Source organism: Rhodococcus sp. GB-02, from assembly GCF_053470465.1.
This window is the reverse complement of the sequence record NZ_JBPUKE010000001.1, coordinates 368,169-384,250: the sequence shown is the minus strand read 5'-3', so window position 1 is coordinate 384,250 and position 16,082 is coordinate 368,169. Positions and strand designations below refer to the sequence as shown.

Annotated in this window: 11 protein-coding genes and 1 tRNA gene; 10 read left to right on the top strand and 2 right to left on the bottom strand. The window is 61.3% G+C overall.

Translation table 11 applies throughout. The features are described 5' to 3' along the window. The first annotated feature begins 366 nt into the window (after positions 1-366). Together ACSW29_RS01860 and ACSW29_RS01855 are read left to right on the top strand one after the other, a co-directional pair. On the top strand, positions 367-1,806 hold the full coding sequence (locus ACSW29_RS01860) for a phytoene desaturase family protein (protein WP_448276234.1): 1,440 nt from the start codon (positions 367-369) through the stop codon (positions 1,804-1,806). Between the two features lie 972 nt (positions 1,807-2,778). Further along, entirely contained in the window at positions 2,779-4,350 is a 1,572-nt protein-coding gene (locus ACSW29_RS01855) for a PIN domain-containing protein (RefSeq protein ID WP_448276232.1), read from the top strand. Here the strand turns inward: ACSW29_RS01855 and ACSW29_RS01850 are convergent. Next, positions 4,321-4,509, bottom strand: a complete 189-nt coding sequence (locus ACSW29_RS01850) for a hypothetical protein (RefSeq protein WP_448276231.1) — start codon at positions 4,507-4,509, stop codon at positions 4,321-4,323. The two genes, ACSW29_RS01855 and ACSW29_RS01850, sit on opposite strands and share 30 nt — an antisense overlap. Positions 4,510-4,640: 131 nt before the next feature. On the opposite strand from ACSW29_RS01850, the gene ACSW29_RS01845 reads away from it, so the two are divergent. From ACSW29_RS01845 to ACSW29_RS01835, 3 genes are all read left to right on the top strand, one after another. Then, complete coding sequence (locus ACSW29_RS01845; protein WP_133728228.1) at positions 4,641-5,792, top strand: hypothetical protein; 1,152 nt, start codon at positions 4,641-4,643, stop codon at positions 5,790-5,792. A gap of 1,205 nt (positions 5,793-6,997) precedes the next feature. Beyond that, positions 6,998-8,152 carry an IS30 family transposase gene (locus tag ACSW29_RS01840; protein ID WP_448276230.1) on the top strand — a complete coding sequence of 385 codons (1,155 nt, stop codon included), beginning with the start codon at positions 6,998-7,000 and terminating at the stop codon, positions 8,150-8,152. Between the two features lie 783 nt (positions 8,153-8,935). Further along, positions 8,936-9,277, top strand: coding sequence for a hypothetical protein (locus ACSW29_RS01835; protein ID WP_448276229.1), 342 nt, complete (start codon positions 8,936-8,938; stop codon positions 9,275-9,277). A 53-nt stretch (positions 9,278-9,330) separates the two neighbouring features. Here the strand turns inward: ACSW29_RS01835 and ACSW29_RS01830 are convergent. After that, positions 9,331-9,416, bottom strand: a tRNA-Leu gene (locus ACSW29_RS01830). Positions 9,417-9,670: 254 nt separating this feature from the next. Here ACSW29_RS01830 and ACSW29_RS01825 point away from each other — a divergent pair. From ACSW29_RS01825 to ACSW29_RS01805, 5 genes are all read left to right on the top strand, one after another. Beyond that, complete coding sequence (locus ACSW29_RS01825) at positions 9,671-11,095, top strand: FhaA domain-containing protein (protein ID WP_448276228.1); 1,425 nt, start codon at positions 9,671-9,673, stop codon at positions 11,093-11,095. Between the two features lie 186 nt (positions 11,096-11,281). Beyond that, a complete protein-coding gene (locus tag ACSW29_RS01820; RefSeq protein ID WP_003943418.1) occupies positions 11,282-11,746 on the top strand; it encodes an FHA domain-containing protein FhaB/FipA in 465 nt (154 codons plus the stop codon). Beyond that, positions 11,743-13,167 carry a PP2C family protein-serine/threonine phosphatase gene (locus tag ACSW29_RS01815; RefSeq protein WP_317827128.1) on the top strand — a complete coding sequence of 475 codons (1,425 nt, stop codon included), beginning with the start codon at positions 11,743-11,745 and terminating at the stop codon, positions 13,165-13,167. The genes ACSW29_RS01820 and ACSW29_RS01815 overlap by 4 nt, the downstream gene beginning before the upstream one ends. After that, positions 13,167-14,618 (top strand): FtsW/RodA/SpoVE family cell cycle protein, encoded by a 1,452-nt coding sequence (locus ACSW29_RS01810; RefSeq protein WP_007735775.1) that lies wholly within the window; start codon positions 13,167-13,169, stop codon positions 14,616-14,618. The genes ACSW29_RS01815 and ACSW29_RS01810 overlap by 1 nt, the downstream gene beginning before the upstream one ends. After that, positions 14,615-16,081 carry a peptidoglycan D,D-transpeptidase FtsI family protein gene (locus ACSW29_RS01805; RefSeq protein WP_317827127.1) on the top strand — a complete coding sequence of 489 codons (1,467 nt, stop codon included), beginning with the start codon at positions 14,615-14,617 and terminating at the stop codon, positions 16,079-16,081. The genes ACSW29_RS01810 and ACSW29_RS01805 overlap by 4 nt, the downstream gene beginning before the upstream one ends. The last annotated feature ends 1 nt before the right edge of the window (position 16,082 follow it).

The following is a 16,082-nucleotide window of genomic DNA, read 5'->3' as shown; positions in this document are numbered from 1 at the left end:
TGTGAGTCAACCGTGTAACGAAAACGATAATTCAGAACCCCGGCACGGGCGCAACTAAGGTAGCCCTATAATTGCTCTGAACTGCGGCGATGCAGGGAGCCAGAAGGCCCCTCGACAGATTTCGGAGCTGCGTCTGTGCAGAGAAGTTCCGATTCACAGGATACCGAATCCGCAGGAAACAGGCGCGATGGGCGATGAATGCAACAACTGGCCGCAGCGATAAGAATCAGCTGCGGCCAGTGCGCCTCGAACTGTAACAAAAGTTGATCGATCAACCAAGGTCTAGGCCTGAATTGTTTGCTCGCAGAATGCCATCGCTGTAATTTCCGTAGGCTCACCCTTGAGAAGACGGGTGGCGAAGAGCAAATGACAACAGCAGTAGTGGTGGGCAGTGGCCCCAACGGCCTCGCAGCGGCGATCGAACTCGCCCGCGCAGGAATCGACGTCCATGTCATCGAGGGTGCGGACAAGATCGGCGGCGGCACCCGCAGCAGCGAATACATAGTCGACGGACTCGTCCACGACGATTGCTCCGCCTTCCATCCCACGGCCTTGGCGTCTCCCTACTTCAAGGCACTCGACCGCGAATTCGGGCTCGCCAAGCACGGCCTGACGTGGCTGTGGCCCGAGATCGATCTGGTCCACCCACTCGACGACGGCACCGCCGGGGTTCTGTGGCGCGATATCAACCGGACCGCTGAGGGATTGGGTGTCGACGGTAAGAGGTGGCTCGACGTCTTCGAATACCTCTCCGAGAACTTCGACGAGTTGGTGCAGGACGTCTTCCAGCCGATCGTGCACGTTCCGAAGCACCCGCTGATGCTCGCCCGTTTCGGGACGGGCGCTCTGCTTCCCGCGACGGGTTTCGCTCGGATGTTCAAGACCCCACAAGCCCGGGCACTGTTCGGTGGCGTCGCGGCGCACATGTTCGGGACGCTGACCCTTCCACTCTCCAGTGCTGTCGGCTCGATGCTCACTGCTGGAGCCCATGCTCACGGTTGGCCTGTGGCGCAAGGTGGTTCAGGATCAATTGCGGAGGCGCTCGCCTCGATCCTGCGCAGCCTCGGTGGCACCATCGAAACCGGAAACTGGGTTACCAACCACTCCCAGATCGCCGACTACGACATCGTGATGCTCGACATCGCTCCCGATGCGGCCGGTCGTCTGCTCGACGGTCGGCAGCCCGACCGCATTGCCCGGGCCTACCGCAAATTCCGCTACGGCACCGCCGCGTACAAGGTCGACTACGCCGTGCGTGGTGATTCCGACGGAAGCGTCGTGCCGTGGACGAATCCGCACGCCCGCAAGGCCGGCACCCTGCATCTGTCCGGGACGATTTCGCAAACTGCTGCCGCCGAACGTCAGACCGTGCGGGGTCAGATGCCGGACAAGCCTTTCATTCTGTTGGGCCAGCAATTCTTGGCCGACCCCTCCCGATCTGTGGGAGACATCCATCCCGTGTGGGCGTATGCGCATGTGCCGCACGGCTATCCGGGTGACGCGACCGACGCGATCACGCGTCAGATCGAGCGGTTTGCGCCGGGATTCCGGGACCGGATCGTGGGCATCCACGTGCGCAATGTGCCGCAGATGCAGGCGTACAACCCCAACTACGTGGGCGGCGACATCTCCGCGGGGGCGAACACTGCGCGGCAGATCATCGCGCGCCCCCGATTCGGGCTCGACCCCTATGCCACTGGGGTTGAGGGCGTCTACCTCTGCTCGTCCGCGACGCCCCCGGGCGGCGGGGTCCACGGGATGGGTGGGTTCAATGCTGCGCGGGCGGCGCTGAAGTCTCGGGGTTGAGCGTCCCCGATGGGGACGACATTTCGGACATACGTGAACCAATCGTCGCTATCCAAGGAAAACGGAGAACTTCTGTCGGACACGCCCGAAACACAAATACGGGCCGTAACTCAAGTGCGCCTGGGTTCCGGCCGCGCCTCTGAACAAGAGGTTGAACTGACCCTGTTTGCGCGCTGGCTGCGTCGCTTCAGATCGAGCCCGGCGTAGCGACCGCTGGCGAGAAACTACTGGCATTGGCCCACATCGACGAATTGGAAACTCGCGATGCCATCGACATCAAGGTTTGTACGGAGCGAACTCCTGATCCCCGATGCGCTTCCCAGGTTCTCAGCTCGGTTCAACCCTGCCGTGTCTGCCGCCGAGTAATGGCTTCGCCGCGGTCCAGATGGATACGAAATTTCGCACCTTCACAATGATCGAATCGGATCAAGAAGTTTGAGCCGCCCTCCGTCACCATGGCCACTCGAATATTCAGGTGGAGGATGACCGCTCACCAACCGTGTCTGTCCATCTCTGCACACCACCTGTGCGCTGACATGCGAACCGATCTGCAATCAACGGCGTTCGATCCCTTCAATCTCGTCGGAAACCCGGACGCCCGCAGCGATTCGACGTTGATTGTCGACGCGGGTTTTCGACACACCCCACCTGCGCAATCGCCACGGCTGACCAGATGCCGAATATCGATCGAATGTCGGACTAAGGGATCCACCGGGAAACCGTGGTCCTTCCCCGCGAACCTTATTAATGGTCTCGGCGTGGGTACCCGATGCGCATCGATTCGGAAGAGCGGGCCGCTGCGATTCACGCCGAGAATGCACGACGCGAGCGTGACCGCTAAGTCGACACGGCAGACTTGGTAGGCCAAGTCCGAGCTCTACACGATCCTAGGTGGTCGGAACTTGAATGGATTGTCGTCCGATCGGGGGGCTGGTTGACGTCATGTCGGTGCGGAAGGCCACAATTGGTCCCGTGACTGAGAAGCAGAATATCGTTGTGCTTGATTCCAACATCCTGTGCAATACGCCCTTTCTTCAAGCTGAGGCCCTCCAATCTTTCTCGGACCACGCCGTCGAGCGTCGAATCAAGGTTGTAGTTCCCGAAGTCGTCGTAATGGAGACGGTCAACGTAGTTCGAAGGACTTGGGAGGAGGAGTTGGGCAAAGTTTCAGGATTCCGCATCAATGCCTGCGGTATCGCAAACGAGCTCGAGGCGGTCACTTCCGCAGTGAGCGCGAAGATCGCGAGTTACGAGAACGATCTTCGGTTACGTTTGAGCACGCTTGGATTTGATATTGTCCCGGTCCCGGATGTGCCCCATATTGAGATTGCACGTCGCGCATCTGAATCGGTAGCACCGTACCTTCCGAAATCTTCCAAGGAAAATTATCGAGACACTCTGATTTGGCTGACTGTGTTAGATGTCGCAGAAAGCAACCCGGACGATGTCGTGTGGTTCCTGAGTGAAAACCATAAAGACTTCGGCCACAAAGCTACGCAATCGAGCAGAAACGACCGTTTCACGGTAGGGCTCCTCCAGGAACTCACCGAGCGTGGGCTCACAGGGAGAGTCCGTTACTCTACCGATCTTTTCGCACTTGAGCAGCATTTTGCTAGCGAGTGGGAGCCGATCGATTCCGCTGAGCTTGCAGCGCGGAGCGAAATGCTCAGCATGTCAATTCTCTCAGAGTCGCTGAGTCGCACGTTGGTCGGTTTCCCCCTGGACCCCGACCAGACAGGGATGTCCGACAGCGTAATTCGTGCTCACATTATCGGTGCCGCAGCTCAACTCGACGGCTGGTCATTTCACGAAGCAGCTGGCCGTGGCGAGAAAAGGTGGACTGCCAAATTCATCGTTCCGATCGAAGTCGATATTTCTACCATCGAGTCAGCGACCACGAATGAGTTCACGAAGACGCTCAATATCTCGGGGGTTGTGACCGTAGAGGCGGATGGGACACCCACAGCTCTGTCAATCGTGTCTGCTATCGCTCTGCCTGGTGACGAAGCTCAAGAACGAGCAGAGCGAAGGACCGCCCGTGCTGAACGTCGTCTCAATGAATCAGCCGTCGTTTCTGGGTTGGGTAAGAGTTTCACCATTAATCCTGATCTTGTTTCTGGGCTGGGTAAGAGTTTCACCATTAATCCTGATCTTGTTTCTGGGCTGGGCAAGAGTTTCACCATTAATCCTGATCTTGTTTCTGGGCTGGGCAAAAGCGTCACCATTAATCCTGATCTTGTTTCTGGGCTGGGCAAAAGCGTCACCATTAATCCTGATCTTGTTTCTGGGCTGGGCAAAAGCGTCACCATCGATCCGAGCATGGTCTCTGGGCTGGGCAAAAGCGTCACCATCGATCCGAGCATGGTCTCTGGGCTGGGCAAAAGCGTCACCATCGATCCGAGCATGGTCTCTGGGCTGGGCAAAAGCGTCACCATCGATCCGAGCATGGTCACGGGACTCGGCAAGCGTGTCATCCCCGATGCCAGGACAGAGTCTCCCTCTCAGTCTTCGAACCTAGAGAGCGACCAAGCGGACGAATCGTGATCGACCCACGATCGAAAACGAACGAATGAGAGACGACCCGAAGTACCGCAAAACTATGCCGTTCCGGACAATCTCGATGTCGTTGTTGGCGCCGTCCCGGAGCACAAACTCGGGCTTGGGTCCGTTCACGGCGAAGATCAGGATCACCAGGGAGCGCACGGGCGAATGGTGGGCGAAGTTGTCTCTGAGGCTGAGTCGGCGTTTTTTCGTGGCTGAGAAACGATCGAAGGAGAGACGACACCCAGCAGTGCATAACTATGCAGAATGAGTCGCTTCCCTATTCTGTACGAATGGCACTACATGATCGCCGCGAGCGGTGGCTCGCGAATGCCCGCTCCGTTCACATGACGACGGATGGACTGCTGACAGGCGGCGGCCTACCTGTGGACAGGGACGCAGTCATCCACATGTCCAGCATCGTTGGAACTCTGCAAGGGGTTTTCGGAGACCAGGTTGAAGCACTGGACGGCGACACACCCGAAGGAGAGCTAGCTGTAGCAGTTGCGCCGCTCGAGGCTGCGCTCCGCAAATTTGATGCTCTCGGAAATCCCGAACTCCCGAAGTCCAATGGCGAACTGCGAGATGTACTAGGCGAGTTGCGCGATGCAGCGGAATTGGTAGCGGTAACATTGGATACCGATCCAGCCTTACGAGTTCAGTCGGTCGACGAGGTGATCGACGAGTTCGCTGAAAGCTATCGGGTAGCTCTGCTTCTCACGCTGACCGCGTGTCACTCACTGTCGACCAGGGTGGTTGGGTGGCGCGACTCCAAAGACGACGGCAAGGCCCCCGGTGACCATCTGTCCGTGTCAACGATGAAGCTCGTCGACACGAATGCCGCTGGCACAGTTCCTATGTCGATGCTATCTAGCTTGATGACTGCTCCCCCTTCCATCATGACTCCAGGTAATGAAGCCGCCATGTTTGCGGAGATGTTCAGCGGCGGCACTCCTCCGCCGCTGTATCGCATGGCATATGGCCAGTGGTTCGGCACTGTGGCCGCGCTGTGGGAGGACGTGTATCGGGAGCGATTAGCAACTGCTCATGGAGTCGATAACGATGGCGAACCGTGGCGCAAGAACGATGTGCAGTCGGAGTTCTTCTACGAGTTGTGTCAGATCCGGCACGACTTCGCCCACAAGGACGGACTGTGCGATGAAAGTGCTGGGAATAAGGTTCTGAACTGGGGAATCGCTGGGAAGCCTCTAGCGCCGACCCCCCGCCAGATGTTGTCGCTGATTGATTCCTTCCCGGCCAGTGAACTACGCAAGACCCCGGTGCGGGTTCCTCGGACCAGCGAACGCTTGCCGTACAACTTTCCGTCCGAGTGGGTTGCGAAGGTCAAGGACCGCGTCGTTGCGATCGAAAAGACCAAACGCCTTCGGCCCGAGATATTGAAACGAGTCATCGACACATGGTTGGCGAGCACTGGTGGAACGTGATCACATCCGGGAACGGGACTAGGAGCGGCTACCAGCGCGCCGATGCTGATGCAAGGAAGATGACTCCTCCATCGATCGACTCGTTCGAAGATCCTGAATGAATGTCCACCAATCGTGGAGGGCGCGGGGCCTCCGCGTCCCTAGCTCAGGAATCGGCCGGTAGTAGTCACGTTCGTTCGGCCCGAATGGGACGGGAATACTCTCTCGAAATGTGCTGTGGTCGTATGGATTTCTCCCGCTAGCTCGGTGGCGGACGAAGAAGATTGGAGACCCGTCGAACTCATCACCTGATGGTTCGATGTGCTCGATCCAATCCCAGGGAATGTGACCGCACTTCAAAACAGCTGGGGCTGGATCGTTGGTTTCGGTTAGCGTCCGACGGCCACCGTCGTAGTAGCTCGCAATTGCTGTTTCGATGACTACTACACCGCTGTGAACAATCTCGATTAGTTCCGGTCCGGTGAAGGCATGACCCCGCCAAGTCATTGCGTTGCTACCGTCGTATCCACGCTGGTAGCGCGCAACATTCATCACGATGACTTTGCTATTTATGCCTTGGGTGCGAATCGGTCCGAGTATCTTCCATGCGTCGTTTTCGAGTTCGCGCGCGCGCTCGCGCTGCTGTCGAAAGGACAAGCGCCGACCTAGCGCGAAGATAGCGAGCGTAACGGCGAGCGAGGTTATTGCTACGACGAGGGATAGAAGTCCCATCCAGGTAAAAGAAGCAGGCACGGAGCGAGGGTATCCGCAAGCGCCTAGTGGTTGCTCGGCCCGGCGTGAATTACGACCACCGGACCGCTCGGTCACACGATAGGTGGTCTAAAACGATCGAATGACAGACGACCTACAGGCTGCGTTGCCTGGCGGTGGGTCCTGCTTGCCGATCTTGCAGGAGTGATCATCCCGGACTCGTCCGAGTCACGCGAATCAGGACACGCCCCGAATCACACACACCAATGCCGCGACAACGGTGGTTGTTGAAACCCTGGCGTAGCCCAAAAAGTCGCCCACAAGGCACAGTGTTGCAGAACTCACCGACAGGCGACGTTTCGGGACAAATGCAATGGGACGGGTTTTTGCAAAACTCCTCTGGCTGGTCGCTTTGTCTGATCATCGCCGTCCGTTTCATGTCCGAGAAACGAACTTGCTCTCAACAGGTCAACGCATCACTACTGGTGAGATGATGCGTGGCCGTGGAGGCGTGGGTGGGCAGCAAGGCATTGGGATTCACTGTGGAGCAGGAGAACCTGATCTGGGATCTCCACCGCCGCGGAGAATCACTAGGAGAAATCGAGCGGATCCTCGGAGTAACGATGCCCCGAATTCGTCGTTTCCTACGTGAGTCCGGCGGTATCCGACCGGTCCCACGAGCACGAAGACGCGGCCACATCACCGCCGGCGAACGAGAAGAGGTCTCGCGAGGAATCGCCGCCGGCGACAGCGCTCGGACCATCGCCGAGAAACTGGGAAGATCCCCGTCCACGATTGCACGCGAGATTGCCCGCAACGGTGGCCGTGTTGCCTACCGGGCGGTCGAGGCGGATGCAGCGGCGTACGTCCGCGCGCGCCGGCCTAAATTACCGACGCTGTCTATGCGGCCGATTCTGCGGGAAACCGTCACCGCGAAGCTTCACGAGCAGTGGTCGCCTCAGCAGATCTCAGTCTGGCTCCGACGCGAGCACCCGGACGATCCGCAGATGTGGGTCTCGCACGAGACGATCTACCGTTGCCTCTACATACCGTCACGGAAAGTATTCGACAGCACTGCATTTCACGAACTCCGCACCGATCGGCCGATTCGTCGACCGAGGGGAAAGAAACGCTCCCACGGTCGTGGGCGGATACGAAATATGGTCTCCATCGATCTTCGAGGAGCTGCGGCAAACGATCGTAGCGAGCCCGGCCATTTGGAAGGCGATCTCGTGTTCGGCATCCGGCCGTCAGCGGTGGCGACATTGGTGGATCGGCAATCACGCGTTACCCGTGTGGTGGCATTGCCGGACGGCTACCGAGCTGAGACGGTCGCGGACGCGCTAATCACCTGCCTGGGCTCGCTACCTGCCCATCTGCGTAGGTCGCTGACCTGGGACCGAGGAAGGGAAATGGCCGAGCACGAGCGCATCACCGCAGCTCTCGACATGCCCGTCTACTTCTGCGCTCCGCATCATCCGTGGCAACGCGGGACGAACGAAAATACGAATGGGCTGCTGCGTCAGTATCTGCGCAAGAACGCTGACCTGCGCACTTTCAACCAAGATGGACTGGATGCGATCGCAGCCAAGCTCAACGATCGACCTCGTCGAGTGCTTGACTGGGAGAGTCCACGGCGAAAAGAAGAGCAGGTGCTCGGCGCCATCTAAAGCAAATAGCAAACTGGAGAATCTGGCGCCTGCCCAGTCAGAGCTTGTTGTCGTTGCTGCCCGCCCAAATCGGGCTATCGGTTACCTTCGCTGCCCGCCCAAATCGGGCTATCGACTACCTTCCGAAACCTCGGCGACCCGCCGATTGAAGAAATTTTGAGCATCAACCAGTTCCAAATTCTCACAGCAACCTCCGCATAGTGTTCCACCGTCAACACTAACCGACCGGCGTGACTCTTTCGGGTATCACCGTAATGTTGGCGATGCGTTGACCTGTTGAGACCAAGAACGATTGATAAATGTTTCGGGTTCTCCGCCGAGCACAATGACAATCGCGAGTGCGAGTGCGGCGAGCAAAGCGCCTAGCTGAATACGAGCTGCCCGGAGGCTAAAAGTCGGTCATGATCAGGTTTTTCCTTCCAGAGGTCCCGGTCTGGAGCCTCGCCGGGTTGCCTCCCGGTGGGGCTCCATTAGCTTTCGCGTATGTCCGCATCTACGGATATACGTAAATACGAAGGGTCAGCGTCGAGCGAGAACGTCACGTTTCACCCGGTTACTGAGAGTTTCGTCGGCCAACCGACGTTCAACCAAGACGACAAGAATCTCCTGGGCAGTCACCCGGGCAACTCCCAAGTCTCTGGCTGTTGGGAACGACGAAGCACTTCGTGCCGAACCACCCCGCCATGGCGGGAATGTCCGTTATCTTCCTCGATAGTGGTTGCAATCTCCTGGCTGCTTGGCATCCCGCGCACGGATGCTGTCACCACGAAAGGGAGCACATCTGTGAATGGACTCGAAACGCCTACTCGTTTGTCCCGGACCACCGCGGCCCTCGGTGTCGGCGCGCTCGCTGCCGCGATCACCTTCGGCAGTGCAGTTGGTACTGCATCAGCCGATAGTCCAGTCGTCGACTTCGGCAGTATCTCGTTCTCGGTGACCAACGGTCCCGACAACACCATCTACGACATCAACGCCGTCATCAATCTCCCACCCGGCACACTGCCGCCAGGGATGATGAACCCTCAGATCACTGCGCCCGCCGCGGCCACTCAACCAGTCGGCAACCCGTTTGGGGGCACCGCATTGGACTTCGTTCTGAGCTTCATTCAGGCTGCGGCCAGATAGCCGACAACAAAAAACGAGGCCACCAACTCTTGTGAGTTCGTGGCCTCGTCTTGTGGTGGGCGAAGGGGGACTTGAACCCCCACGTCCCGAAGGACACTGGCACCTGAAGCCAGCGCGTCTGCCATTCCGCCACTCGCCCGAGCAACGCCGAAACATTATCACGACAAACTTTGAAAGTTCTATTCGTGCAGATCAGGGCACGAATCGATGAACACCGAGCACCCGAAAGCCCAGAACCGATACCATGCTGAAACAGCGGCCAGGTACTGCCGAAGCGACATTTGACAGTACCGTGGAACCTGTACAGCAGTTTGGACGACACGCGACAAGGCGGTGCCGGCGCTACTTGCCGAGCATTTTGCCGTCGTAGATGCGAGGCGAGAGGAGGGCCCGATGGGCATCGTGCAGCGATTCGAACGAAAGCTCCAAGGAGCTGTCGGCGACGCATTCGCGCGGGTCTTCGGTGGTGGTGTTGTGCCGCAGGAAGTAGAGGCGGCGCTCCAGCAGGAGGCACGTGACCGCGTCGAGCACCTCGGCGGCGGAATTCTTCTCGCCCCCAACAACTACGTGATCACCATCAACAACTCCGATCACGAAGAATTGGCAGCAGACCGCGAACTGACGACCAAAGCTTTCAGCCGACACCTGCAGGATTTCATCCGCGATCAGGGTTGGCAGACGTACGGCGACATCTCGGTCACTTTCGAGCCTTCGCCTACGCTCCACACCGGTCAGTTCCGCACCCGCGGAACCGTCGACCCGGATGGTGACGCCGAGCAGGCATCGCCGCCGTCGCATGTTCCGCAGGTTTCGTCGCGGCCTCCACAACGGCCGCCTCAGCGACCCGCACCGATTGTTCCCCCTGTTTCCAATCCAGTCCCGTCACAACCAGGAGCCGGCCCCATGACGCAGAACTCAGGCTACGAACCAAGCCGCGAACCGGCGGGTCGCCAGCCCGAACCGCAGCAGCCGGCACGGAACGGGTACTCCCACGACGACGGCGGCTACGCCGCTCCACAGGGCCAGGAAGCGCCGTACCAGAACGGTTACGACCGCGGCGACGGTTACCGCACGGGCGACGACCAGCAGGGCTACAACCAGCAGCAGGGTGGCTACGACCAGCAGGCGTACCCGAACCAGCAGCAGCCGTACGAGCAGGCCGGTTACGACCAGCAGGGCTATGACCAGCAGGGCGGCGGCTACGACCAGCAGGGTTACCAGCAGCAGCCGTACGACCAGCAGGGCTACGGCCAGCAGGCGTACCAGGGTGGGTACGACCAACAGGGCTACCAGCAGGGCGGCGGTTACGACCAGCAGGGCTACCAGCAGCAGCCGTACAACGGCCAGTCCTACGATCAGCCGGGCTACGACCAGCAGAGCTACCAGCAGGGCGGCTACGACCAGCAGGCGTACACACAGCAGCCGTACGAGCAGGCCGGCTACGAGCAGGGCGGCAACTTCGAGCAGACCCAGGCCTACCCGCAGCAGGGCTACGCCCAGCCGCAGGGCGGTTACGCACCGACGGCCCAGAGCCTGACGGCAACCCTGCAGCTCGAGGACGGCAGCGGACGCCACTTCCAGCTTCGCGACGGCAGCAATGTCATCGGCCGCGGCCAGGAAGCTCAGTTCCGCCTCCCGGACACCGGCGTCTCACGTCGCCACATCGACATCCGTTGGGACGGCCGCACCGCGATGCTGTCCGATCTGGGATCCACGAACGGCACCACCGTCAACGGAGCACCGGTGCAGGACTGGCAGCTGGCGGACGGCGACATTATTCGCGCAGGTCACTCGGAGATTCTGGTTCGCATTCTCTGAGCTGAGAAACGGACGCCAGGATTTTTCCGATAACAATCGAACATTCGGCGGTCCGTCGGCGCGCCGCCGTCACGCGGCTGTCAGTATCGTGATCTTCGGGGCCCAGAGCCCCCTATGATGCTGCCAGTCGACAATGCTCGAACCCCGCTGCGGCGGGGCTCGAGCCATAGAAGGAGGTGGACAGCCGTGCAGGGCCTGATTCTGCAACTCACACGGGCGGGCTTCCTGCTCCTACTGTGGCTGTTCGTCTGGGCAGTCCTCCGCACTCTCCGCTCCGACATCTATGCCGGCTCCGGGGTCAGGGTTCCGCCGCGGTACACCCGCGCCGGAAAGGTCCTGCCCTCGCTGGGCAAGGCGAAGGTGCCTCGGTACCTGGTGGTCACGCAGGGCGCCCTCGCCGGCACCCGCATCACCCTGGGTTCACAGCCGGTCATGATCGGTCGCGCCGACGATTCGACGCTCGTTCTCACCGACGATTACGCGTCGACGCGCCATGCACGGCTCTCGCAGCGCGGCGCCGACTGGTACGTCGAGGATCTCGGTTCGACCAACGGCACCTATCTGGACCGCGCCAAGGTCACCACTGCGGTGCGCGTCCCGCTGGGCACCCCGGTTCGCGTCGGCAAGACGGTAATCGAGCTACGCCCGTGACCCTTGTTCTCCGCTACGCGGCGCGCAGCGACCGCGGTCTCGTGCGCTCCAACAACGAAGATTCCGTGTACGCCGGTGCCCGTCTGCTGGCTTTGGCCGACGGTATGGGCGGCCACGCGGCCGGTGAGGTCGCGTCGCAGTTGATGATTGCCGCTCTGGCGCATCTCGACGACGACGAGCCCGGCGAGGATCTGCTCGGCAAGCTCGAGGCAGCCACCCGCGAGGGCAACGATTCCATCGCCGATCACGTCGAGGAAGAGCCCGAACTCGACGGCATGGGCACCACGCTCACCGCAATCCTCTTCTCCGGCAGCAAGCTCGGCCTCGTGCACATCGGCGACTCGCGCGCCTACCTGCTGCGCGACGACCACCTGACGCAGATCACCCGCGACGACACGTTCGTTCAGTCGCTGGTCGACGAGGGCAGGATCACCGCCGAACAGGCACACACGCACCCGCAGCGATCCCTGATCATGCGGGCGTTGACCGGCAACGAGATCGAGCCGACGCTCACCGTGCGCGAAGCCCGCGCCGGCGATCGTTACCTGCTCTGCTCCGACGGCCTCTCCGACGTGGTCAGCGACGAGACCATCGAGAACACGATGCGCGAAGGCTCGCAGGAGCAGTGCGCCGACCGTCTCATCGAATTGGCGCTGCGCAGCGGCGGTCCCGACAACGTCACCGTCGTCGTCGCCGATGTCATCGACCTCGACTACGGCCAGTCGCATCCCATCGTCGCGGGTGCCGCGTCGACGGAAGAGGAAGAGGACTCCCCTCCCCCCAACACCGCTGCCGGCCGCGCCGCTGCCATGCGTCCGCCGCGCGCGACGCCCAAGCGAGTTGTCTCCCAACCCGAACCGGAACCGAAGAAGAAGCGGAACCGGTTGTGGTGGGTGGTCCTCGCTGTGGTGCTGATCGCGCTGGTCGGCGTCGGCGCCGTGATCGGCCGCGCCGTCATCCGCAACAACTACTACGTCGGCGAAGACAACGGCCGCGTGACGGTGCTGCGCGGCATCCCCGGTTCGGTGCTCGGCTACTCGCTGCAAGACGCGGATCTGGTGGGTTGCGTCGGCGACGACGACGTCCTGACCCTCGTCTCCCCCGACGCGATTCCCAGCAACTGCAACATCCTCGAGGTGACGGATCTGCAGCCGTCGGCGCAGGAGCAGGTGCGCGCCGGGCTGCCGTCCGGCAAGCGTGAAGATGCGCAGAGCCAGATGATCCGTCTCATCGGCGGCGATCTGCTTCCTCGTTGTGAGCCGGTTCCGACAACGACGGCCGCGCCCACTCCCCCGCCGGCACCGGAGACCACGCCGCCCCCCGCACCGCCCGCGGAGCCTGCTGCGCCGACGACGGCGGCACCCACGACTACACCTACGCCGACCGAAGTGCCCGGTCAGACTTGCAGGACGGTCAACTGATGTCGTCCAACGCAGCTGCGGGGACGGCCTTTCCGAGTCCGCCTGGAGGTTTTGCCCCGGCGCCGGTCCAGTCGACCCGTCGAAACATGGAGCTGCTGCTCCTGGGCTTTGCCGTCATCATCACGACGGTCTCGCTTCTGCTCGTCGAGGCGAGCCAGGAACAGAAGATCACTCTCGATCTGGCCAAGTACGCGCTCGCGTACACGGGCTTGTTCCTGATCGCGCACTTGGCAATTCGGCGGTATGCGCCGTACGCCGATCCGCTGTTGCTGCCGATCGTCGCCCTGCTCAACGGCCTGGGGTTGGTGCTCATCCACCGACTCGACCTCGCCGACGAACAGACAGCGCTCTACAACGGCGTCGAGGCACCGTCACCGGATGCGAACCAGCAGGTCATGTGGACTGCACTGGCGATCACCGGTTTCGTGCTGCTGCTGGTGTTCTTGAAGGACTACCGCCTGATGGCGCGGTTCAGCTACACCCTCGGCCTCGCAGGTCTGGTGTTCTTGGCGATTCCCGCGATCCTGCCGGCGAAGTTCTCGAGCGTGAACGGCGCGAAGATCTGGATTCGTCTGCCCGGATTCAGCATTCAGCCAGGTGAGTTCGCAAAGATCCTGCTCATCATCTTCTTCGCGTCCGTGCTCGTCGCCAAGCGCGACCTGTTCACCTCGGCCGGTAAACACTTCCTGGGCATGGACTTTCCGCGTGCCCGCGATCTCGGTCCGATTCTGCTCGCCTGGATCGTCTCGGTAGGCGTTCTCGTCTTCGAAACCGACCTCGGTACGTCGCTGCTGCTCTTCAGCACCGTGCTGGTGATGCTCTACATCGCGACCGAGCGTGTGGGCTGGCTGGTGATCGGCGGCGGACTGCTGGCCATCGGATTCTTCTTCGCCTACAAGATGTTCGGACACGTACGCGTTCGCGTCGACACCTGGCTGGACCCGCTCGGCGACTACGCCAATACCGGCTATCAAATCTCGCAGTCACTGTTCGGCCTGGCCACCGGTGGTATCGCCGGAACAGGTCTGGGCAGTGGCCGACCCAACCAGGTGCCGTTCGCGAAGACGGACTTCATCATCGCGACCATCGGCGAAGAGCTCGGTCTGATCGGCCTGGCCGCTGTGCTGATGCTGTTCCTGCTTCTCATCGTGCGCGGCCTGCGTACGGCATTGGCAGTGCGCGACAGCTTCGGCAAACTGCTGGCCGCCGGTCTGTCGTTCACCATCGCGATCCAGATTTTTGTCGTCGTCGGCGGCGTCACCAAGCTGATCCCGCTGACGGGTCTGACAACACCGTTCATGTCGTACGGCGGCTCGTCGCTGCTCGCGAACTACCTACTGCTGGCCATCCTCGTCCGGATCTCGGACGCGGCTCGTGCGCCGGTAGTGACGAAGAAGAAAGGTCCGCCCCCAATCGCTGACGCCAATACCGAGATGATGCCGCGCGTATGAACACTCCACTGCGCCGCGTCGCGATGGCCGTCATGGTGATGGTCGTCGCGCTCCTCGCCAACGCCACGTACGTACAGGTCATCAAGGCTGACGACCTGCGAGCCGACCCGCGCAACTCGCGGGTGCTGCTCGACGAGTACTCACGCCAGCGAGGTCAGATCTCGGCGGCCGGACAGGTACTAGCGGCCTCCCAGGCCACCGACGACCGGTACAAGTACCTGCGCCAGTATCCGAATCCGTACCCGTACGCACCGGTCACGGGCTTCTACTCGATGCAGTACGGCAGCGCCGGCCTCGAGCGCACCGAGGATCCGATTCTCAACGGCTCGGACAACCGGTTGTTCAGTCAGCGCTTCTTCGATCTGGTCTCCGGACGCGATCCGCGCGGCGGCAACGTGGTCACGACGCTCAATCCGGCCATGCAGCAGGTGGCGTACGACCAGTTGACCAGCAAGGGTTACACCGGTTCCGTCGTCGCCATCGAGCCGAGCACCGGACGCATTCTGACGATGGTCAGCACGCCGAGCTACGACCCGAACCTGCTTGCCAGTCACGACGGCGCCGAAACCACGCAGGCGTGGGACGAGCTCAATGCCGATCCCAACGATCCGCTGGTCAACCGTGCGATCTCGCAGACCTACCCGCCCGGCTCGACGTTCAAGGTGCTCACCACGGCCGCAGCTCTTGGCAACGGTGCGACCCCGGACGACCAGCTGACCGCGGCTCCGCAGATCACGCTGCCCGGCACGAGCACGACCCTCGAGAACTACAACGGCAGCACGTGCGGCCCCAACCCGACGGCGTCGTTGCGTGAAGCGTTTGCGCGCTCGTGCAACACGGCTTTCGTCGAACTGGGCATCAAGGACGGCGCCGACGCCATCAAGGATGAAGCCAGCGCTTTCGGCATCGGACCCAACACTCCCGCGATCCCGCTCCCGGTTGCGGACAGCACCGTCGGCGACATCTCCGACGACGCGGCTCTCGGCCAGACCAGCATCGGCCAGCGCGACGTCGCGGTGACCCCGCTCGAGAATGCAGTGATCGCCGCTACCGTCGCAAACGGTGGTGTGCGGATGCAGCCCAACCTGATCTCCCAGTTGCAGGCACCCGATCTGACCGATCTCAGTACGCCGTCACCGGTGTCGATGGGTCAGGCGATCTCGCCGGCAGTGGCGGCAACGCTGACCGATCTGATGATCGGCTCGGAGAACTTCACCGGCGGCGACGGCAAGATCCCCGGGGTTCAGATCGCGTCCAAGACCGGTACCGCCGAGCACGGCGTGAACCCGCGGGAAACCCCGCCGCACGCCTGGTACATCGCTTTTGCACCGGCGCAGAATCCGACGGTCGCCGTGGCCGTCATAGTCGAGAACGGTGGTGACCGCGGACTTGCCGCTACCGGTGGCTCGGTTGCTGCGCCGATCGGTCGTGCAGTCATCGCAGCCGGAATCCAAGGGGGCTGAA